The organism is Streptococcus dentiloxodontae, from assembly GCF_053206925.1.
In genome coordinates this window covers 36,018-58,895 of sequence record NZ_JBRUHR010000011.1, presented here as the reverse complement: position 1 = coordinate 58,895, position 22,878 = coordinate 36,018, and the positions used below count along the sequence as shown (strand labels likewise).

The 22,878-nt window shown below is 40.3% G+C and carries 17 protein-coding genes; 1 reads left to right on the top strand and 16 read right to left on the bottom strand.

The annotated features are described in order from the left end of the window. Positions 1-186 precede the first annotated feature (186 nt). The 8 genes from mraY to ACVRZ8_RS06795 form a co-directional block, all read right to left on the bottom strand. Positions 187-1,212, bottom strand: a complete 1,026-nt coding sequence (gene mraY / locus ACVRZ8_RS06830; RefSeq protein WP_447448570.1) for a phospho-N-acetylmuramoyl-pentapeptide-transferase — start codon at positions 1,210-1,212, stop codon at positions 187-189. 1 nt (position 1,213) lies between these two features. Further along, positions 1,214-3,481 carry a penicillin-binding protein PBP2X gene (gene pbp2x / locus ACVRZ8_RS06825; RefSeq protein ID WP_447448569.1) on the bottom strand — a complete coding sequence of 756 codons (2,268 nt, stop codon included), beginning with the start codon at positions 3,479-3,481 and terminating at the stop codon, positions 1,214-1,216. A 3-nt stretch (positions 3,482-3,484) separates the two neighbouring features. Beyond that, the gene (gene ftsL, locus ACVRZ8_RS06820) at positions 3,485-3,808 is read right to left on the bottom strand and encodes a cell division protein FtsL (RefSeq protein ID WP_447448568.1); all 324 of its coding nucleotides are present in this window, start codon (positions 3,806-3,808) and stop codon (positions 3,485-3,487) included. Positions 3,809-3,810: 2 nt separating this feature from the next. Next, positions 3,811-4,761 (bottom strand): 16S rRNA (cytosine(1402)-N(4))-methyltransferase RsmH, encoded by a 951-nt coding sequence (gene rsmH / locus ACVRZ8_RS06815; protein WP_447448567.1) that lies wholly within the window; start codon positions 4,759-4,761, stop codon positions 3,811-3,813. A gap of 110 nt (positions 4,762-4,871) precedes the next feature. Next, entirely contained in the window at positions 4,872-6,119 is a 1,248-nt protein-coding gene (locus ACVRZ8_RS06810) for a glutamate-5-semialdehyde dehydrogenase (RefSeq protein ID WP_447448566.1), read from the bottom strand. A 20-nt stretch (positions 6,120-6,139) separates the two neighbouring features. Further along, on the bottom strand, positions 6,140-6,940 hold the full coding sequence (gene proB / locus ACVRZ8_RS06805) for a glutamate 5-kinase (RefSeq protein WP_447448565.1): 801 nt from the start codon (positions 6,938-6,940) through the stop codon (positions 6,140-6,142). 29 nt (positions 6,941-6,969) lie between these two features. After that, complete coding sequence (locus ACVRZ8_RS06800) at positions 6,970-8,556, bottom strand: ABC transporter permease (RefSeq protein ID WP_447448564.1); 1,587 nt, start codon at positions 8,554-8,556, stop codon at positions 6,970-6,972. 2 nt (positions 8,557-8,558) lie between these two features. Next, positions 8,559-9,290: an ABC transporter ATP-binding protein gene (locus ACVRZ8_RS06795; protein WP_447448563.1), complete on the bottom strand. Its 732-nt coding sequence runs from the start codon at positions 9,288-9,290 to the stop codon at positions 8,559-8,561. Positions 9,291-9,651: 361 nt separating this feature from the next. Here ACVRZ8_RS06795 and ACVRZ8_RS06790 point away from each other — a divergent pair, with 361 nt between their 5' ends. Next, entirely contained in the window at positions 9,652-10,383 is a 732-nt protein-coding gene (locus ACVRZ8_RS06790) for a DUF554 domain-containing protein (RefSeq protein WP_447448562.1), read from the top strand. Between the two features lie 78 nt (positions 10,384-10,461). On the opposite strand, the gene addA is transcribed toward ACVRZ8_RS06790, so the two are convergent. From addA to ACVRZ8_RS06750, 8 genes are all read right to left on the bottom strand, one after another. Continuing rightward, positions 10,462-14,085: a helicase-exonuclease AddAB subunit AddA gene (addA, locus tag ACVRZ8_RS06785; RefSeq protein ID WP_447448561.1), complete on the bottom strand. Its 3,624-nt coding sequence runs from the start codon at positions 14,083-14,085 to the stop codon at positions 10,462-10,464. A 1-nt stretch (position 14,086) separates the two neighbouring features. Further along, positions 14,087-17,314: an ATP-dependent nuclease subunit B gene (rexB, locus tag ACVRZ8_RS06780; protein ID WP_447448560.1), complete on the bottom strand. Its 3,228-nt coding sequence runs from the start codon at positions 17,312-17,314 to the stop codon at positions 14,087-14,089. A 236-nt stretch (positions 17,315-17,550) separates the two neighbouring features. Then, positions 17,551-18,879, bottom strand: a complete 1,329-nt coding sequence (locus ACVRZ8_RS06775) for a DUF6287 domain-containing protein (RefSeq protein ID WP_447448559.1) — start codon at positions 18,877-18,879, stop codon at positions 17,551-17,553. Between the two features lie 9 nt (positions 18,880-18,888). After that, positions 18,889-19,137, bottom strand: a complete 249-nt coding sequence (locus ACVRZ8_RS06770) for a hypothetical protein (protein WP_447448558.1) — start codon at positions 19,135-19,137, stop codon at positions 18,889-18,891. After that, positions 19,138-19,953, bottom strand: coding sequence for an ABC transporter permease (locus tag ACVRZ8_RS06765; protein ID WP_447448557.1), 816 nt, complete (start codon positions 19,951-19,953; stop codon positions 19,138-19,140). An 8-nt stretch (positions 19,954-19,961) separates the two neighbouring features. Next, positions 19,962-20,750, bottom strand: a complete 789-nt coding sequence (locus ACVRZ8_RS06760) for an ATP-binding cassette domain-containing protein (protein WP_447448574.1) — start codon at positions 20,748-20,750, stop codon at positions 19,962-19,964. 5 nt (positions 20,751-20,755) lie between these two features. Continuing rightward, entirely contained in the window at positions 20,756-21,277 is a 522-nt protein-coding gene (locus ACVRZ8_RS06755) for a hypothetical protein (RefSeq protein ID WP_447448556.1), read from the bottom strand. Beyond that, positions 21,274-22,872: an Hsp70 family protein gene (locus tag ACVRZ8_RS06750; protein WP_447448573.1), complete on the bottom strand. Its 1,599-nt coding sequence runs from the start codon at positions 22,870-22,872 to the stop codon at positions 21,274-21,276. Before ACVRZ8_RS06750 ends, ACVRZ8_RS06755 begins: the two co-directional genes overlap by 4 nt. Positions 22,873-22,878 lie beyond the last annotated feature (6 nt).

Below are 22,878 nucleotides of genomic sequence, written 5' to 3'. Positions count from 1 at the left end.
GGCTTTCGAAACTTCAAAAACTTTAAAACTAAAATTCTTATCGCTTTGAACATGCAAAGAGAGAGAACCAATCTGATTCTCTCTCGTGCTTAGTTATAAGTCACCCACTACAGTTGACAAAGAGCCTAAAAAGTATTCCAACTATAATAATTAGGATTTTATTTTTATGTTAAAAACACTCTATCATCAGAGATTATTCCAAATGATCAAAAGGGTAATGATGCTCATAACAGCACCAACAGTCCAAAGAAAAGCATCAACTTTCCATTCAGACCACTTAGCTCCTGCTTTTTTGAGAGTCAGTCCGCCTAATTCCAAATGATGATGAAAAGGTGTCATACGAAAAATACGACGGCCTTCCCCATATTTTCTCTTTGTGTATTTAAAATAAGTTACCTGCAGCATCACAGAAGCCGTCTCAAGAACGTAAACAATGCCAATGAGAAGAAGTGTCCATTCAACCCGCAAGGCAATGGAAATGGCCGCCAACATTGCCCCTAAGGACAAAGAACCAACATCTCCCATGAAAACTTTGGCTGGCTTATGATTAAAGACAAAGAAACCAAGAAGAGCGCCAATCATAATAACGATTAAAAGCAGAATATCAAATTCTCTCTTCATATAGGCAATGATGCCATAGGCTATAAGACTAATCACAACTGAAATGGAGGCTAGACCATCAATCCCATCTGTTAAGTTAACTGCATTTGAAAAGCCAACAATCCAGAAAAGAACAAACAAGACATAAAAGACACCTAGATGAATGTTAAGCCCACCGATAGACAGAAAATCTGTTCCACTGGGGCGAACATGAACAAAATAGAAAATCAGACCTGCAATAATTTGTAGACTCATCTTTTGCCAAGGCTTTAGACCTTCATTGATCTGCCTGAAAATCTTGAGAAAGTCGTCAAGAAAGCCAATAACACCGTAAATAAGGATAACAAAAAGAATCCCAATTGTAGCCCCGTAGGGCTTTGCCCCTATTCCAAATGATTCTATAAAGCTAAAAAGAACTGATACGATGATAGCAACAGTCAGAAAGACTGTTCCTCCCATTGTCGGAGTTCCAGCTTTTTCCAGATGCTGCTTAACATCTTCATGCATCTGCTGACCGCCAATTTTTTTGAGTTTATAATAAGTAATAAAGTGCGGCATGGCTATAACTGTCAAAAGAAATGAGACCACGCCTGCGATTAGACTTAAAGTCATTTTAGTCTCCTAATGTAATCGTAATAGAATCGGTATCGCTCAGTTTCGTGCCTGCTTTGACCGATTGCTGGGTAACTGTTTTTGATTTGTTACCTTTGTATGTAATCTTAATTCCTGTCCAGTCTGCAAAAGTCTTGACATTTTCCTTTGTCCAGCCATACATATCTGGGAGCACTGTCAAATCGTTGGTTAGAATCAAGATTTGCTGATTGGCTGACAAATTCTCATCAGAAGCAACTGATACTTTCTTAATCTTACCACCGGTTCCCAAAACAATCGGATGAACGAGGTTTTGACGTAAGGTAGTTGAAACATCACCAGGGTTTTTGCCAATAATATCTCCCGTCGTATATTTCGTCTCCTTAGTTTTACTTGAAGTAGTATCTTTAACTGATGTTGTCAAAGTATCCCCCATGGACATAGCTTCTTCAAGAACAGGAGTCACAACTGTTGCATAATAAGAGTTGCTCCATTGTTCTGGTTGCTGCAGAGTAACATACATAATATATTTAGGATTTTCCGCTGGTACCATAGCAACTACCGAATAAATGTAGTCGTGTGCTCCTTCCAGATAACCGCCATTAGCGGTGTCTGCAATTTGGGCGGTACCTGATTTGACGGCAATATTATAATCACCAACCTGAATGATTGGACCACCGTCAGTTTTAGAATACATGGTTCCATAATAAGGATCTGTACCGACTGTCACCATATAATTACGTGTTTGCTCAGCTGCAGAAGCTGAAACAGGATTGCCAATAACTTCCGAAGAGGCCGAACGCACAGTGCCATTAGTCGTATCAGCAATCTGAGTTACAAACTGCGGCTCCAGCATCTCCCCGTCATTCGAAATGGCAGTAAAGGCACGTAACATCTGTGCTTGGGTAACTGAAATCCCCTGTCCGAAAGCTGACATGGCGATATTTACCGCATTATCAGACAGAACACCTGAAGATTCTCCGTCCATTCCAAAACGAGTTGGCAGCCCAAATTTAAAGAGGGAGAGATAATTAGACCAGGCTGTATCCCCCATTTTTTGTTCAAGCAAGGTCATTCCAACATTACTTGAATAGGCAAAACCCTGTGCAAAGGTCATGGTCTGCCCCGTTGAGACGCCTTCATTTATCCCCCAGTCATTGACAGTAGTGTCTTCAATAGCCAGACCGTTAGCATTGCTGAAAGTCTCTGAGGCATTGAAAGTGCCATTGTCAATAGCTGATGCTAAAAGCATAACCTTCATCGTTGAACCAGGTTCATACTGATTTTCATAAAGCATATTGGTCCAAGAATAGCCATCAGTGGACATGCCTTCTAAAGTATCTGCATTGTAGGTCGGGCGCTGAGAAGTTGCTAAAATCTCACCGGTCTGCGCATTAACAAGGGTAGCTGAGGCATAGGTTCCGCCAGAAGCGGTCATAAAAGCATCCATCTGAGTTTCCAGATAGGTTTGAAGCGGTGCAGAAAGGGTTGTATAGACATCCTGACCATCAACTGCATCCTTGGTTACTGTTTCAGTTCCCAGAAGGGTATTACCGCTTTGATCCTTTTCATAAGTAGCCTTTCCGTCTTTTCCTGTCAAAATGGTATTCATTGAGGCTTCCAGACCCGATTGTCCTACAAGGGAACGAGAACCGTCTTTATTTTCAACGGGCTGAGCAAGACCTAAAAATTCAGAGGCAAAAATACCATTGGGGTACATACGAGAAGTGGTTGATTCAAAAGCCATTCCCTTGATACCTGCATCTTTAAATGCTTTTTCTAAATCAAGCCTTTTTGTATAAGAAAGCCCTTGCCCATTGGCCCCAAAAGAAACCTGATAGGCTCCCTCTGTTTTGAGCTGCTTCAAAGCCTCCTGAGTATCAATTCCCAGTTTTTCATTTAGAATTTGAGCAACCTTATCATACTGGGATTCCTGAACATAGAGTTTCTCATTATCAGCAGATACATAAGTCTTAGAGACGATAGCATAGATAGAATAGGTTGTTGAATCTTCTGCCAATACATTTCCGTTACGATCGTAGATGGTACCGCGCTTAGCTGCTACAGTCGTTGTCGTTTTGTAAGACTTAGAAGCTTGCTCAGATAAATCTACGCCAAACTTACTGTCTGTTCCAATGATAATGACAAAGTTTATGATAAAAACAAAAAAGATAAAAATGCTGAGCAGCATAAGATTCTGTCCAACACGTTCTCGGTTTTGAGCAGGATTTCGCCTGTCTTTAACCACGTAATTCAAAAAACGATTTTTAAGATTTCTGAGGCTTTTCATCCACTACTCCACATTTTGAATATTGTCATTATTAATAGTCAAACCAGCCTTGGAAGCAATTTCCTTAATGCGTTCAGAGTTAGTCAATTCATTGACTTCCTGTTTAGCATTATTGAGCTCTGCTTTTTCATCACTGATCTTGCTGTTAAGTGATGTAATTTGCTGTTTAACTTCTTGGTTGCGTCCTTGCAGATAGACGATAGCAACACTCATGATAATAGCCGTCAAAATAATAGCCCCGTAAAAGGCCTTTTCCATGCGTGACAATTGTCTGATATGACGCTGCAAGGCACGGTTTACTGCTTTGTTTTCCTTATTATCAGTCATAGTTATTCCCTAATTTTTCTAGCAACACGCAGCTTGGCTGAATGCGCACGATTATTCATTTCCAATTCCTCTTTGCTGGGAAGAATGGGCTTGCGGCTGACCTGCTCAAATTTGGGCTGCAATTCTTCTGGGATAAAAGGGAGCCCTTTGGGCACATCAACTGTGCTGGCTTTTTTAAACAGCTGTTTGGTCAAACGATCTTCCAGCGAGTGAAAGGTAATGACAGAAATACGTCCGCCAACTGCAAGCAGATCCAAAGCCTGCTGAATAGATTCGTCTGCAGCTCCTAATTCGTCATTGACCTCAATGCGAATGGCTTGAAAAATCTGTTTGGCAGGGTGCCCCTTTTTCTTTAATTCTTTGGCAGGCTTGGCAGATTTGATGATTTCTGCCAGCTCCTTTGTCGTTTCAATCGGTTTTTGGCTGCGAACCTGCTCAATTCTGCGGGCAATTTGTTTGGAAAATTTATCCTCACCATACTTGAAAAAAATACTAACCAAGTCTTTGTAAGCATAAGTATTAACCACATCATAAGCAGTTAAGCGGGCTTCTTCGTTCATACGCATATCCAGCGGAGCATCTTTTTGGTAAGAAAAACCGCGCTCCCGCTCATCCAGCTGCGGACTGGATACTCCAAGATCATATAAAATCCCATCAATCTCAGTCACACCATAATCAGCCAAACGCAAGGCCAGATGCCTGAAGTTATCCTTGATGAAGGTTACTTGTCCTTTATCTATATAATTTTTTAGACGGATTTGTGCATTGTCAATAGCCTTTTGGTCTTGATCAAAGGCATATAAATGCCCCTTTGACCCTAGTTTTGAGAGAAGGTATTCACTATGTCCCGCTCCGCCAAGTGTGGCATCCACATAGATACCATCTGACTTAACGTCAAGCATATCAACGGTTTCATGCAGCAGAACTGTGATATGATGAAAATCTTTTGTCATAACTTTTATTATACCACAAGTAGGAAAGACTGTCTTTAAAAACCAAAGTCAAAATGGGCTGACCATCCTTATACAGTAAAAAAGCTGGAAGATTCCCCAGCTTTTTAATATCACCTAATCTGGCCATCACCATTGATATAGTATTTTGTTGAGGTTAAAGCTTCTAAGCCCATTGGGCCTCGGGCGTGCATTTTCTGAGTAGAAATCCCAATTTCTGCTCCCAATCCAAAGACAAAGCCATCGGTAAAACGGGTTGAGGCATTGACGTAGACTGCTGCTGCGTCCACAAGATCTTGAAAACGCTGGGCTTTTGTAATGTCCTGAGTTATGATAGCTTCGGAATGGTGAGTCGTGTAGCGATTAATCCATTTGATAGCTTCATCAGCAGAGGAAACGACTTTAACAGATAGGATATAGTCCAAAAATTCTGTCGCGAAGTCTTCTTCTTTTGCTAATTTAGCTTTTTTGAAAATGGCTAGCGCAGCTTCATCAGCACGAAATTCGACAGGATGAACTTCAGCAATAGCTGCTTCTAATTTTGGCAAGAAGAGCTCTGCTATTTTTTCATGAACAACTAAAGACTCTGCCGCATTGCAGACACTTGGGCGGGAGGTTTTAGCATTGATGACTATCTTAAGTGCCATGTCTAAGTCGGCAGCCTCGTCAACATAAATATGGCAGTTGCCCACCCCCGTTTCAATAACAGGAACCTTCGACTTCTCTTTGACGGTCTGAATGAGGCGAGCGCCGCCACGAGGAATAAGAAGGTCTACATAATCAGTTGCCTGCATGAGCTCCTCGGCTATCTCATGGGAGGTATCTTCTACGAGCTGTACAATGTTCGGGTTGAGCCCGCCATCTGAAAGCGCCTGACGAACAACGGCAACCAAGGCTTTGTTGGAATTAAGGGCATCACGTCCGCCGCGTAAAATAATAGCATTGTTGGTTTTGAAAGCCAGACTAAAAGCATCAACAGACACATTTGGACGGCTTTCAAAAATCATAGCGACAACACCGATTGGTACCCGCTTTTGAACAATATTAAGGCCATCAAGATTCGTGTAGCCGCGCACGACTTGTCCAATAGGATCCTGAAGGTCTGCCACTTGGCGGACTCCCTCAGCAATTCCTTCAATACGTTCAGCAGATAAGAACAAGCGATCAATCATGATATCAGAAATACCATTTTCTTTAGCATTAGTAATATCTTTAGCATTTTCAGCGATAATAAAAGCTGTCTCAGACACCAGCCGCTTAGCAATCAAGCGCAGCAGGGAATTTTTCTCTGCAGTTGAAAGATTAATCAGCTCTTGCGAAGCCTGTTTAGCTGCTTGTCCCAAGGTTTCAATATAAGTCATCTTTTTACTTCCTTTCAGTTTTAATTTTGCTTAAAGAGAGTGCCCAGATTTTTGCCATCTAATAAACGCAGGATATCACGCGGATTTGCTCCATTCATCAATACCATTTGTCCTTTATTGTCAAAAACCATCTGAGCTGACTTGATTTTGCTTAGCATACCGCCTGTCCCAAATTTGCTGCCTACACCGCCCGCGGAAGCAAGAATTTTTTCCGTAATTTCTGGAACATGACTGTATAAAACAGCATCGTCGTAAATTGTTGGATTTTTATCAAAGAGGCCATCAATGTCTGATAGCATAATGAGCAGGTCAGCCTTGACAATATTAGCAACTGTCGCTGATAGACGGTCATTGTCTCCAAACTTGGTTGTGTGATCCATCTCATCTACGCTAATGGCATCATTTTCATTAACAATGGGAACAATTCCCAAAGTAAGCAAGCTCTCAAAAGCATTGGTAACATTTTCCAAGCTTTCAGGAAACTCTACCACATCTCGAGTGAGTAAAATCTGGGAGACATTGGTCTGATAATGGGAGAAGATTTGCGAGTAGAGGCTCATCATGGCAACCTGACCAACACTAGACACAGCTTGCTGCTGCGATATTTCAGAAGGGCGTTTGTCCAAATGCAGCACATCTAGGCCAAACCCCATAGCACCTGATGAGACCAGAACAACTTCCTTACCCTTATTCATCAAACTTGAGATAACAAAGGCTAGTTTGTCAATTTTTTCCAGATTAATTTTTCCTGTCGGAAGCACCAGAGAGCTGGTTCCGATTTTAATCACTAGACGTTTTACCGTATCAAAATTTCGTTTCATAATCTTTATTATACAAAAAAAACCGTGACTTAGCACGGTTTAGTTCCGATTCGCTGCCAACGTTTTCTGTCAGCCAAGATATAGTAGAGCAATCCCCCGATAAGGAGAATAATAGCCATAGCAGTACTGACAACAAAACTTCCAAAGACAGCACTTAATAGAACAGCACAGATAATCACAGGCGTCCCTAAAATCATAGCACCAAATACAGCAATGAAAAAAATCCAATTCCCGCTGCTGCGGTTAAAAAGCTGAGTGATTTCCTGCCAATTAGGTTCAAAGAGACGCAAGTCTCTTTCAAAGAAATAACCGCCTAAAAGATAAACAACTGCAGCAAAACCAACCATAAAACTGATTGCCAATATAAAATTGAAGCCAAACCACAAAGAAATCAAGCTATAAAAGATGATAGGCAGACCAACCTGAAGGCTGTAAAACAGCCAAAACTTCTGCCTGAGGTAATCCCTGCTATTGAGAGGCAGACTCTCAATAAAATAAAAATTATTTCCCTCCAAGGAAGCCCCCACTGCCAAAAAACTCATTGGATGAGCTGAAAAAGTTCCAAAGAGTGCTCCAGTACAAAGAGCAATTCCAAAGAAGTCTGCATCAAGTTTTGAAACAATACCTCCTAGTCCGCCAAGAGTAGCAACATAAAGCAGAGGGAATAAAAAGGTATTTATAATAAGCGTAGGATTTCCCAACGTAGACAAGTGGTGACGTATCAAGGTTTGCCGCAAGTTGCGATTAACCGCTTTTGTCTTTGTTTTCCTAGTTTTTTTACTGTAAAAGGCCTCTTGAAAATAGCGGGGCATTCTGACCTTGTAAAGCCAAATGGCCATACCTAATGCCACTAAAAGAGGTAAATAGAAATTCAGCCCTGCATTTACAGAAAAAGGAGCAACTACTATATCATAAAAACCTCTAGTATAAGGCAGCAAGGGGCGATCTAATGCGGAACCATCACTTGCTCCGTTGCCAATCGCATTCATCAAGAAAATAGGAACCATGATAAACACATAAGAGGCAACCATAATAGCTGTTGAATAGAACTTTCGGCGAGAACTTTTAATGATCAAACCACCTAAAAGGCTCGTTACAGCTGTTGCAAAAATGACCACCGTCACAAAAATCACCAGAAAATTCAAAATCATGGGCAGAAATCCTAGCGGCCCGCCTAAAATCTGCCAATAAGCAATACCAAAAAGACTAAGAATCGGCATGAGAAAAACCACACCTGTCGTAATAGAAGATAAGATCTTAGCTAAATAGACTTCTCTTGAGCTTACCGGCAGAGGCAGATAATGCTGGCTATCCTTACTTTCATAAAAAATACTGTAAAGAGCTGTAAAAAACTGCATGATACTCATAACTGCGAAAGTCGCAACATAAGTGCTGAATATGCCTGGATACTGACGAAAATCAATAAAACCAAACATTAAGATATAAATCAGTGAAAAGAAGCCAGCCATCAGCAGCTGCTGCAAAAACATAGATCTAATAGGAGAAAATTGTTCCTTAGGTTTCTTTTCCTGCTTCTTGACTATCTGTGTCAAGGTGCTGGGGTTAGAATAAAGGAGATTGACTTTGCTCAATTCCCAAACATGACGCCAATTCATATCTAAACCTCCTCGGCTTTTCGCCCAGCCATTTCCAGATAGATTGTTTCTAAATCCTTGTCTGGATGCTGACTTTTGAGATCTGCTAAAGTCCCTACAAAAATGAGCTTCCCTTTTTTGAGAATAGCAATGCGGTCACATAATTGTTCTGCAACGCTGAGTACATGAGTTGAAAAGATGACAGTATTCCCCGCCTGAGCATGCTTTTTCATAGCTTCTTTCAAGTCAAAGGCAGCTTGAGGGTCCAGTCCTGTCAAAGGTTCATCTAAAACCCAAATCGTCGGATTAATCAAAAGCGCCCCGATAACAATTGCTTTTTGCCGCATACCATGCGAAAAAGAGGAAATCAATTCATAGCGGTTGTTGGACATCTCAAAAGTTGCCATCAAATGCTCTAGGCGCTCCTCAGTCTTTTGAATATCCAAATCATAGACATTAGCTAAGAAATGCCAATAGTCATTAGCCGTTAGATTGAGAAAAATATCTGGTGAATCCGGTACGTATGCAATCTTTTTCTTAATGGTATCACGGTTCTGACTTAAAGCTAAATCATCTACATAAACCTCGCCGTAAGTCGCTTCAATAATAGAAGTTAAAATAGAAATAGTCGTTGTCTTGCCGGCTCCATTGTGACCAATGAGCCCAAAAATCTCACCATTTTTAATATCCAGCTGCAAATCAGACAAAGCATCCTTATCCTCGTAACGCTTGGTTACATGATCAAAATGAATCATATGCATCTTCTCCATTTCATTATATACTTTTAAGTATTGTATCACTGACCTAAATCAATGTCAAAAAAATAGCCATCATAATTATAATATTTTTCTAATTATTAGCCAGCACTTGTTATCGTTTAAATAGCAATGCCTCTTGCAAGCCAAAATCTCACTTCAGTTGCAGTTATCAGGTTAGAAGGTTGTTTATCAGCTTCGTTTTATCATCCTATCTGCTGATACTCTCTAGTGAGAACAGACAGGGGTCTCATTTCAAAAATGCTTGATTATTTTTTCTTAAAATAATTCTTAAAATAAACTTGAAATCCCTTTTTATCCTGTTAAAATAAAATAAGGCAAAAATGTAAAGGAGAATGGCATGCCAACCGGTGTTATTATCAACTCACTTTCTATTATTCTAGGCGGTATTGCAGGAGGATTATTTGGAGACTACCTCAAGGAAGATTTCAAGGAGAATCTCAATCTTATTTTTGGCTTAGCTTCTATGGGAATGGGAATAACAGCCATTACTAATATGGTTTACATGCCTGCGGTTATCTTTTCAGTTGTCATTGGAACAGCGCTGGGACTGGTTCTTAAATTTGGCCATTTGATTAATAAAGGTGCCGGCCTTATGGAAAAAGGACTGTCTAAATTGACCCCTAGTAAATCAACAGGTTTGGCACATGACGAATTTTATGCCCAGCTCTTGACAGTAATCGTTCTTTTTTGTGCCAGCGGAACCGGCATTTACGGGAGCTTAGAATCCGGTATGACAGGCGATGCTTCAACTCTGATTTCCAAATCAGTTTTAGATTTTTTCACCGCCATGATCTTCTCTTGCAGTTTGGGTTATATTGTTTCTATGATTGCCATTCCGCAATTTCTAATCTTCGCTGCTCTTTTTTTCAGTGCAGGATTTATACTTCCCTTAACAACTGATGCTATGATTGGCGATTTCAAGGCCTGCGGTGGTTTTCTCATGCTGGCTACAGGCTTTCGCATTATGAAACTGCGCCAGTTTCCCACAGCTGATATGATTCCTTCTATGATTTTAGCCATGCCTATTTCCTGGGCTTGGGTCAACTGGATTTTACCTTTATTATCTTAGAAAATAGCAAAGCACCCCTCTGAAACTAAATTTCAGAGGGGTGAGTATTTGTCCATCTAATATCTGTTAGATAAAAGCTTAAAGAGCAACTACTTCTAGGCTGTCGCCCCCAAGCAGAATAAGATATTTATCAATTTGCTGAATCTGATACGATTTGCTTAGAGCTTCAGCATAAAGTGCCATCTGAGCTTGATAACGTTCCTTTATAATCTGACTGTTTGTAAATTTATCTGTCTTGTAATCAAAAAGAAGGATACGATCTTCAAACAAAAGATAACCGTCAATAATTCCACGGAAAACACTTTTTTCTTGACTAACAAAATCCTCCTTTAGCATAGCAAATGGAGCTTCGCGTTTTAGCTTATCTCTATTTGCCTGAATCAGCTGACCAAGATCTGTCGCAAAGAAAGCTAAAATTTTATCAACATCAATCTTAGCTTTAATATCATCATCTGCCTGAACAGCGGACAAGGCTTCCATAACGGCTTTTTTTGTAACTTTATCACTAATTTCTAGACGCTGCATTAGTTCATGAACAGCCGTTCCGACAGCGGCAGCCGTAACAGCAGGTTTTCTGTTAAAATCCGGCAGGCGAAACTCTGTTGAGCCCACTTTGGTTTTTGCGCTAGCATTATCCATAATCTCAACCCCGTCTGCGTTCATGACTGGCTCATAAAAAGCCTTAATCTGACTAGGGGTACGAACAGATGGCAGGTTAATAGCTGGGCTGTATAATTGATTAAGTTCTTCGACACTTTCAAGGATAGTAAGGGCGCGTTTGATATCCTTAGTTTGACGGTTGTCGGTCAAATCATCTGTCTGAATAACATCTGAAGTCTCTAAACGGCCAATCTGATCAGCTGTTACTTCAGAGGACTCAACAAAACGCAAACTGTACTGCAAAGCCTTATCAGAAAAGGCAGCGGACAAGGCTAAAAGCCAATCTTGGAAGGAAGTCATGTTTTCACGGGCACTGGCTGGTAAACGCCCATTGTCAGACCGTCCGTCAAACTTATCCGTCAGCTTGTCTTTGCTGCCTTTGCCAACCAAGTAAAGTTTCTTTTCAGCTCGGGTCATGGCAACATAGAGCAGACGCATTTGTTCAGAAAGCGTTGCTAATTTTAACTCACGCCGGTTAATCTGGTAAGGCAGTGTATCCATGTTCACCTGAACTTTTGGCAATTCTGTGTCAAATTCTTCTTTCATGTCTGCTAAGTATTTGACACCAATACCGTTTTTTCTGCTGATAATAAGTTTTGAGCGAATATCTTCCATACTGAAAGTCTTATCTATATTAAGAACAAAGACATACTTAAACTCCAAACCTTTGGATTTATGAATGGTCATGAGCTGCACCGCATTTTTAGGCAGGGCAACCTCTACATCCGCCAAATCGTTTTGACTGTCCAAAATCTTATCAATCATGCGGATAAACCGTGACAAGCCCTTGAAACCTGTTTTTTCAAAATTATTGGCACGCAAAGCTAGGGCATAAAGATTGGCTTGGCGCTGCTCTGCTCTGGGCAGAGCTCCCACATAATCATAATAGAAACGGTCATTGTAAATCTTCCAAATCAAGTCATAGAGCGCATGCATTTTCGAAAAAGTACGCCACTCCTGAAAGGTTTCCATAAAAGCGGTCAGTTTTTGAGCCAAAGGCTGGGTTAGAAGTTCCGGATGCAGGCCGTTTCCTGTCTGAGCCAAGCACAGCTTATCGTAAAGTTCACCGTTTTTAGCCTGCAAGGACAGACGTGTCAAATCGTCCTCGTCAAAACCAAACATAGCCGAACGTAAAAGAGCAACCAACGCGTAATCATTTAGAGGGTTATTAATGACCCGCAGAGTATCTAACATAATCATAACTTCTAATGACTTGAGATAATTACTCTCACCGCCATCAGATACGACTGGAATACCATAAGTCTCAAAAGCTGTCAGCAAAGCATCATTTCGCGTTCGTGAAGAAACCAAAAGAGTGATATCAGAAAAAGGAACTTGCTGCTCATTATGCAGCCTAATAATTTCCTTAGCAACTAAATCAATCTCCCCTCGGCTGATAGCTGCCATTTGCTCATCATCAGCAACAGCCGTCTCATCTGTGTTATAAATCAAGACCTCTGTCTTATCTTTCGGATCAGCTTCTTTTTGAGCTGAACTTCCAGCTAGCAAAAAATGTGTTTTATCATAGCGAATATCTCCGACTTCCTCGTCCATCAAATGCTGGAAAACACCATTGGTAGCAGCCAATACTCCTGAGCGACTGCGAAAATTTTCCTTAAGCAGAATTAATTTACCAGCTGACGGGTCTGCCTGATACTCTTTAAACTTGCTGTTAAAAATCTGCGGATCCGCCTGACGAAAACGATAAATGGACTGCTTGATATCTCCCACCATAAAACGGTTATGACCATTTGACAGAAGTTCTAACATACGCTCTTGTGTATGGTTATTATCCTGATATTCATCTACCATAACTTCATGGTATTTGTTTTGAAAATGCTCAGCAACATCAGGATTTTCCTCCAAAATACGAATGGCAAAATGTGCAATATCTGAAAACTCAAAAGCATTTTCCTGAATTTTAGCCTGAAGGTACTGGTCTGAAAAATCCCCTACAAAGTCTCGCATAAGTCTCAAAATCGGCAATGCTCTGCTTTGGTATTTAAAGATAATATCCAAGTGTTTAAGCCCAACCAATTGAGCCTGAAGTTTTCTAAAAATAGGATACTTTATCTTATTAACCGTCACATCACTGCCAGACGGTATAAGAGAGGCGACATCGCTGGCCAGCTGCCCCAATCTGTCACGTCCATAAAGTGCTGCAAAATCCACTGACCATTCTGTCAGCTTTTCAATCATCTTAAGATGCTTGCTATAAACAGCAGTGGGTTTGCCATCCTTTTTCGTTTGAACATAGTCTGGACTGTCTGTCAGTTCACGCAGCTGACTGGCAGTATCAGCCATACTGTCCAGAAAAGTCTCAATCATGCTGTCTGGTAGGGCATCATAGTTTGTCCATGACTCATGGGCTTTCAAAAAAGTTTGGCTCAGCCATTTTTCAGGATCTGCTGTCGCCTGACTAAAGGCATATACCTTATAAACAGCAGAACGAAATGCCTTGGAATCCTTACGATTCCCAGCAAATTGGCAGACCAAGTCTTGAAAACATTTAAAATCTTCCCCTTGCATGTAATCTTCAAATAAGTCTGCAAAAACTTCGTTTTTAAGAATATCCTGCTCAGACTTATCCTGCATAATACGAAAAATGGGGGAAATCCCTAAAAGATAACCGTACTGACTGACCAATTTTTGTGTGAAGGCATCCATCGTACCAATATCAGCTGTCGCCAGCTGATTCAGCTGATCAGATAAAAACAGCCTATCCTCATTTCTATCAGCCTGACTTAACGCTTCCATCAAACGTTTTTCCAAGCGTTCGCGAAGTTCTCCGGCTGCCTTAACGGTGAAAGTCGAAATGAAAAGCTGTTCAATACTGACCCCTCGGCTAATCATATCCAAAATACGTTCAACCATTACAAAAGTCTTCCCTGAACCGGCAGAAGCAGACACCAAGATATTATTGCCGCTGCTGTAGATAGCTTCAATTTGTTCAGCCGTCAGCTTACGAGGCTTATCAGAAGCCGCTTCTTGGGCAATGCGATCTTGAATTTCCTCTTTTGTTAAAAATGCTCTAACAGGCATCTCAGTTCTCCTTTCCTGCATCATTCATCAGCGCTAAAAACGCATCTTTCTTTCCTTTTTTGGGAAGGCGTACTAATTTTCTGGCCTGTCCCATATGGCGGTCTGCCTCAAAATGCGTAATAGCCTTAAGCTGCTCGCCTTGCACACTCTCACCGTCCTCTGTATAAGGATTGATAAGAAAAGCGCCGCTTCTAATGGTTTTGGCCGCTTGGGTAAATAAATTAAGGTTATGAGTTAACAAGGTCTCAAGCTCTGCTTTATCATAAACTGAATCACGCAAACTATAACTTCCAGCTGCCAGATGTTCTTTTTCGGTCTCCAAAAAGAGACCCTTATAAGTCAGGCTGCTGTGTGCCTGTGTCAAAATCTTATCTAATCCAGCCACTTTTGATAAATCAATGCGCGGCTCCTGCATATGTAAATACATAGCCCCAAACAATTGGCTGATATCCAGCTGATAATCTTGACGCAGCGCTTCCAAATAAGTCACCAGCTGCGGACTCAGTCCATTATAGAATTTTTGAATATCAAAGACAGTTTTGCCTGACTTGTAATCAACAACTCCAATACTACCGTCACGCAGACGATCTACTCGGTCAATAATTCCTGTCACCTTAACCGTATTTTCAAAAAGCAAATCAAATCTAGCTTCTTGATTTTCCGTTGTAACAGCAGCATTGTCCCTCAGAACCGTTGCAGTAGAGCGGGCAATATCTTCTAAAATATGACGTGACAGCAAGCTTTCCTGATTTTCCTCATAAAGCAGGGCAAAGTTTTTTTCATGATTGGTTTTTGCAATCGCTTGGTCTAATTTGGTATCAAAATTCGCTGACGAATTATCAGCCATCAAACGTTCAAAAACGCGGTGCAAATAAATACCATGCTGACGTGCATCCGGATGGATGCTTTCTAACTGCTGCAACCCAAGGACATACTGCAAGAAATAGAGATACTGATTATTGTAAAAAGCCGTCAAAGCTGAAGCAGACAATGGAAGCAGTTCTTCATCAGGGAACTTTATGCGCATAACCTCAGGAGAGACCTCTCTAGTGACAGCATCATCTAAGAGGTGCGGTATTAAAACACCTTCCTTCTCCAAACGCTTGCGCAGATACCGCACCGCAACTGACCAAAATGTCTGACTTTCTTTATCTAGCTGACTATCCATATCGCCACGATTAATAGCAACAACTGTTGATAAAAGATCCTTATAATTGCCAATATTATCTGATCGGGCATCAAAACGATTTCGCCCCTTATCAATCAAGGGAACACCCAAATCCAGCAATTCTTTAAGGTAGACAGACATATCATCCTCAGTTTCGTTAAGCAGCTGCGGAAGGGATAAGATTAAACGTTTCGTGGCAGCATTAAAAAGAGATAAAGCCATGAAATGGTTTTTCTTAACATTTTCCTTGCTGACCAGATCAAAACGAGACTGCTCTCCTGCGGCTTCGTTAATACGGCTGCGCTCTTCATCTGAAATTAGACTCTTATTCTGAGTGATTTTGGGAAAATGTGACTGAGTCATGCCCAAGGCAAAGACATATTTTGCACTGTGAGGCTCTACCAAATCATAGGATTTGACTCTGACCACATCCACAGTTGCTGGAACTGTACGGTATTCTGCCGCCAACATACCAGAACGCAGAAGAGCTAAAAACTCATCAATCTTAAGCCTTTCCTCTCCAAAAATCAGCTGCAGCTGCTCCAAAATGTGAGAAAAAGCTTTCCAAACCTGCTCGTGTTTGTCCAATTCCGTATCGCTTGCTCCCTGTGTTAGAAGCGCCATATTTTGAGGCAGTCTGACTGCTTCTAAAAAATGGCTGAGCTTTTTAAGCAGATTATGCCCTTTTTGAGGCCGCAGGCTCAGTAATTGATCCAGAGGTTCCATAAGCTGTGCCCGCCATTTATTGAGCTGTACCAAATCATATTTTTGACCATTTGCTGCCGTAAAATCCTGTGTAAATTTACGACGTCCTTTGATATCAGCATAAGTTACATAGTGTTCAAAATGATCAATATCTTTCTGAGAAAGATTTCCATAAAGCCCTGACTTCAGCAAGTTCATAACATCTTCTGCACGGTAATGATAACGTTTAACACGTTCCAGAGACTCCACAAAATTTATCAGCGGATGAGTCGACATTGATTCTGCTTTAGCAAAATAATAAGGAATAGCAAATTTATCAAAAATCTTACCAATCTGCAGCTGATAAGAATCCACATCTCCCAGAAGAACCAAAATGTCCTTATAACGCACACCATCCGCCAAAAGCTGACGAATAGCTTTAGCTGTTTGGGCTGCTTCTTCCTTCTGATTGATAACATCCCAGATCTGCACAGCCTGTTTATCGGATTCTGTCAGTACCAAGTCTGTTTGACTGAAATCATGCCGGCTCTCAAGCAGACGCGTCAGGCGCGAAAAGGTGTTTTCTTTTCTATCTTCAATCGCAATGAATTCTGGTTTGACCGCGAAGCGATTAGCCAAAGTATGCAAAAAATCGCTGGAAGCTTGATAAATGTTCCCATAAAGGATATTTGAACGATAGGCCTTTTGGCTGATATAAGTCCCAATAATAATTTGATGGCATTTGGCATCAAGCAAATTAAGCAGATAGTCTTCTTCTGCAGAAAATCGGGTAAAACCATCAATAACGATAACCGTCTCAGCTAAAACCTTATCCAGATAAGCTGCTTCAATCTGCTGGGCAAAAAAAGCCAATTGAGTTTGATTATCAAAATTTCCTTCTTGCAGCAGCTCATTAACCGCCAAAAAGATCTTAATCAAATCGGCTTGCTTTTCCGACTCATCTAAATAGTTCAAATCAAGCACAGTCATATGAGCTGTTTTGAGTTCTTTATAGAGTTCCACCAGCTGATTAATAAAATGGCTGTCCTTACGCAAACGTCCGTAAACCTTGAGATCCGTATCCGAAAAACGCGACAGCACCTTATAAAACATCATCGCCAGACCAGTATCATCCAGCTGACTTTTAGGGTTGACAGCATTCAGCACAAAATACCGAGCCATCTGAGTAAAGCGCGTGACGATGATATCAAAAGAAGCCTCTTGCTCTAAGTAAGAAAGCACACTTCGCTCTTTTTCAAAAGAGAGTGAATTGGGAGCTATGTAAAAAACACGCTTGCCCTCTTGGGCAAATTGTTGAGCTTCTTTAGCTAGGATAGCTGTCATATCCTGTGTCATTTCGGTATATAAGAGTTTCATAGATATCCTTCTATCAAATATGAGTGGCTGCCAGCTGCATAAAGAGGCTCTCACAACAACTGACAATTAACTTCTTTCATTATAACACATCAGACTTTATTGCTAGAAATAACAAATTAATGCAGACAAAAAAACCAAGCCAAGGCTTGGACTAACTATTACTTTTAATAGTATTCTGGTTAGAGATACCCCAAAACATGAAATAAGCACTTAACTGCACACATGTTTGGGTTTAATCAATCCTCTCCAGCATATTTTTTTAAGAGCTTCTGATAAGCTTTTTGCATATCCTTAGGAGCCTCTTTGTAAGTTTGAACATCTGACTTATCATATTTTCCTATCCAATAATTGGTGACATAATAAACCAGACCATTTGAAGCAAGGACAATTTGATAAGATTTAGCATCTTGGTTAACCAATTTACCATATAGCTTATCATAGCCATAATGATGGGTACCAATCTTTTCCTTACTTGAAAATTTTTTGAAAAGAGCATTTTGTTCATCAACAGTATCTTCATAGTAGGCATGCTTCTTATCCTTTAAAGTATAAATCCGAAAAGAAGTCGTTGGATTGTAATCGTCAACATCTGCACTTGACTTATCTATACCTAAAACGGTCAAGTCAAAGCTGTCCTTATAAGCAATAAAGTCCTTATTATTGACTTCCTCTCCTTCAACAGTGCCTTTTTTGATGGCTGACAGCGAATCAAAACCATCGGCATTAAGTAGACCTGCAAGTACCGGAGTTTTCTTGCCTTTATTTTCTGATGGTGCCTTGAAAGTCAGAAACAGAGGATTCCCTGAACCATTTGACGTAATTTCGTCAAAACTGCCCTTAACCAGCACCGCATTTTTAGCATAATCTGAATCATAAAGCCACTCAGCAAATTCATCTGAGATTTTTTGCAAATCTTCTATTGAGTAGTCAGCCGAAACAGTTGTTTCAGTAGTACCGTCTTTATCAGTTTGGGCCTCTTCACTTGAATAAGAGGTCTTTGAGGAAGACTCTGTTGTATCTGATGAAGATGAGCTTGAGGTGCTAGAAGAAGATGAAGTATCCGAAGAAGTACTTGAGCCATCTACAATGTCTTGAATAACACTTTTAGCTGAGTTTTCTGACGAACTGGATTCCTCGCTTGAGGGAGACTCATCCGTACTACTAGATTCTGTTACTTCAGAACTTCCCTCTACTTGAGTATATTGTTCTGAATCAACCATTTTGACATCAGCTTCTCCCCAAGGAACTATACTATCTGTTACTACAATAGTCCCTTGATCCTCGCCATTTTCATCCGATAACTTAAAGCTCTTAGAACGACCGGCGTCTTCTTGAGCATCAGCCTTATAAACCTCACCCGTTTCGGTATTAGTAACCTCATAGCCATCATCAACTTTACGAACTTCAAAACGAACTTCTTGACCCGTTTCATTATCAGTAACCGTTGTCGCATAGACAGCGGATGATGTCCAAGCTCTACTTTGTGTGTATTTACCCAGAACCAGAAAAATCAAAAAGACAATCAAAGCGAGACCTAAAAACTTTTTATGTTTAATATTTTTCATTACAGCCTCCTACAAGAACAAGTAGCCTACCATATACCCCAAAATAGCTATAAGCAGCAGCAAAAAAATTTCCAGCAGCATAAACCAGCCAAAACGAATACCGCCTAAGCCAATCTTAGACATCCATCCAGATTTAGCAGAGAGGTCTGATAGGTCAAAATCATAACCATTTTCTTCTGCAGCAGTTATTTCCTGCACATTTGGCTTACGTCCGTTTCTAACCTGAAAATCAATCAGCCATTCCTCACGTTTACTCATTTAATTCTCCTTTTTCTGTATACTGATGAAAAATAGCAGAGCATAAACTAGACAATGAAGCAAAAGTGCCAGCCATTGCCCTAAAAATTCGCTATGAGAGGATTTGAATAAGGAAAGTTCCTCTTTTGTCAAAGTGACTCCAAAAGCAGCCAAACTAGAAGGAAAATCAGTCAGATTTGTTGAGACGCCGGCAAGCTTATGTCCATATCCCAAATAGATAGCATTTTGAATCCAGTCAATTGCCTTTGGCAGCTGAAGGATGGTTCCTGACAAAGAAAACTGCATAATGCCAACTACAACCGCTAAGATAACCGAGGTAATTTCTGATTTTCCTACAATAGCAGATATCAGCAGAGCGATAAAATGCGAAGCTAAAAACACTAGAAGAACAGTCACTCCTAATTCAGAAAGATAAGCTGACATAATGTGACCGCTGCTTGGCAGTTCCTTATCAAAAAGATGATTAAGTCCAGCAAAACCAACAATAAAAACAAACGTTTCAAGCAAAGCAAAAAAACTATGAATAAGAAGGCTGGCTAGAGCAAAAGCTGAACGACTAAGCCCCGAGAAAAAATCCCGATTCAAGATAGCCCGCTCTCTTGAAATGTAAATACTGTTTTGAACAACAATCAAAAGACTTGTCGAAAAAAGCAGAAGAAACAAAGCCATACGGGTTGTTTCAAAATCCTTGAGAAATCCCTTATCCTGAATATAGAGAATAAGTCCTTCAAAGACTAAAATTCCCAGAAGAACCTTAATAAAATCCATATAATGGTGCTTAAATTTGTACCAACTAAGCCGTAACGCTGCTTTCATAAGTCTCCCTAAATCTTGTAAATTCTTGTTGAAGCATTGAGCTCCTGATAAACTTCAGCAATATTCATATCCATGTATTTGCGAATCATGTAACGATCACTGGTTTTATAATCCAAAAGCAACTGCTCATATGTCCCAACAAAGGTCGGACGTCCTTTTGATAAAAAGATAATCTTATCAAAAATAGATAAGTTTTCTGTATTATGGGTAATAACAACAATTGCCTTATTGGCAGACTGAGCCAATATTTTCAAGGTTCGTAAAAGATTGCGATCACTAAGAGCATCTAAGCCCGATGAGGGTTCATCTAAAATGAAATAGGGACTGGGACTAAGCAGCTCTATTCCAATAGAAACCCGTCGCTGCTGACCTCCAGACAGCTCTGATACCTTTTTATTTGCAAAAGGCGTCAGTCCTAAATCTTCCATGATAAGAGCAATGCGCTGCTTCTTTTCTTTTTTGCTGACACCTTTTAAATGATGATCTGCATAAAAAGCAAAAGACTCTGATACCTTAAGATAATCGCGCAGAAGATTTTTTTGCGGAACATAAGACCAGGCTTTAGAATCACCCGTAATAGGCTTACCATTTTCTAAAATTCGAAATTGATGGCAGGTTGGTTTTAGCTTTCCCAGCAGTATTTCTGTTAGGGTTGTCTTACCAGATCCTGAAGCTCCTAAAATACCAACTACCTGACCTGTATACATTGTCACATCAAGATTGGTAAATAACTGCTCAGTATTTTCTTTATACTTAAAACAAATATGTTCAAATGTTAGTTGATTTGCTGTCATAATATTTCCTAAGACATGATGAGAATAAGGGCAAAGATAAGGACAACCCCAATAATCAGCCCTATAAGGTTAATGTTAAAAATAAACATTGCTGCCAACAATCCCAAAATGAGTAGAACGAAGGCAAAATAAAGCCATATTGGCAGACCATTTGAGCTGTCATCCTCATTGCCAAGGGGTGGTAAAGTAACAGGCTTTGAAAAAACAGGCTCCTTAGGTTTAACAGATTCCACAGGCTCTTTTGCTGCACGGTTTTTATGCCAAGCTTCCTCCAAAGCTTTGTCATAACGCATTTTCTGTTCGGCAGACATAAAATAGGTTCGGATTTTGTCTAACTCATCCTTGAGCAACTGGCTTTTGTTATCAAGACTTCCATTTCGCCAGCGATCATCTAATTCTTCCCGCAAAAGAGACAGAGCCTTAAAACACTCATCAGCAGACATGTCTTTCGAGATATGATAGCTCAATTCTTCTAAATGAGAAACGGGTTCCCCTGTCGTTACATCAAGGCCTTTATAATAATCAATCATGAGATAAATTTAGCATAGATTTCTGCCAATTCTGACAGATCATCGTGAACAATTTCTTCCTTCTGGCTGGTTTGAGCATCAACTGAAAAACGTGAAACCACCGCATTTGTCAAACTGTCAACAATTGTAATCGTTACGATTTGTTCTGAATCAAAAGCGTAAATAACATGCGCCATTAGCTGGCCTTTTTGTCGCGGCTGAGCCACCGTTCCTGTTACTTGACCAAGAATTTTAACAGAGAAAGGATTTTCAAAATTACCTTCTGTCACGCGCAGCTTAAACTTAGTCTGACCATCAACAACCGCATAAATATCTTTAGTGATTGCAAGAGGCAAAACGGAATTACGAGGAACAATGACACGGTTATAATAATCTCCTACAAACGGATAATCATGAGTAGGATTCTTCTTAAATAAAAGCCCAATTCCCTGCGACGTAACATCCTTGACAATAACACGGTCTGTCTCTGTTGTTTGACCATCTTGCTGTTCAGAGAAACTGATCTCGTCATTAACAATCAAATCAGCCAATATACTGGCTCCTTGAGCTACGATTGTATCAGGATTAAGATCGTACTTAGCCTCTTGAGCACTTATTGAACGAATCATTTGGCGAATCATTGGCATACGTGTTGAACCGCCTACTAGGAGAATATGGTCAATTTGCTCCCAAGACAAACCTGACGCCTGCAGAGTTGACTGTACTTTGAGCTCAGTATCTTTGACCAAATCCATGGTGATTTCCTGAAAAATTGACTGCGTTAACATAACTCCATAAACTTGATTATTAACATAATGTTCGTAAAGAGCCTTTTCATTAACTGACAAACTGGTTTTTATCTGCTCTACCTTGTACTGAAGCTGAATTTTCTCTTTTTCTGACAGGTTTGTCATATTGACGCCTTGTTTTTCTAGTTCTGTCATAATATAAGAAACCAAACGCTTGTCAAAATCAATTCCACCTAGACGTGAATTCCCATCCGTTGCTAAAATATCATAAGAGTGATCTGTCACATTCATAATGGTAACATCAAAAGTTCCCCCACCAAGGTCATACACAAGAACATTCCCTTGAGCACCTTTGATGTGGGCATAAGCAATAGCTGCCGCAGTAGGTTCATTAATGATACGTAAAACATTAAACCCTGCTAAACGGCCAGCATTTTTAGTGGCCGCACGTTGATCAGAGGTAAAATAAGCCGGTACTGTAATAACAGCATCCTGAATTCCCTGAGGCAATCCCAGCTCTTGACCAACAATAAGAGCACGTTTTTTAAATTCATGTAATACTAAAGCAGACAGAATGACTGAATTCACTCGCGTATGATTAGGGGTGTCGCTTTCAATAGGACGAGCAATATCACGTTTAAAGTCAAATTTGAAATGTTCCGTACTTCCAATTTCCGTTCCGCGCTCAATAGCATCCTTACCAAAGAAGACATGGTTTTGTCCAGCCACAGCTGAAAAATAAACAGCTGAACGCAATACCTGTTCGTCATTGGTCCCCATAGGAATAATTTCTGGTGTTCTTTCTTTTACGACCGCCATAGCTGAATTAGTTGTTCCCAAATCAATTCCAATTGCTTTTTTTCTCATCATTTT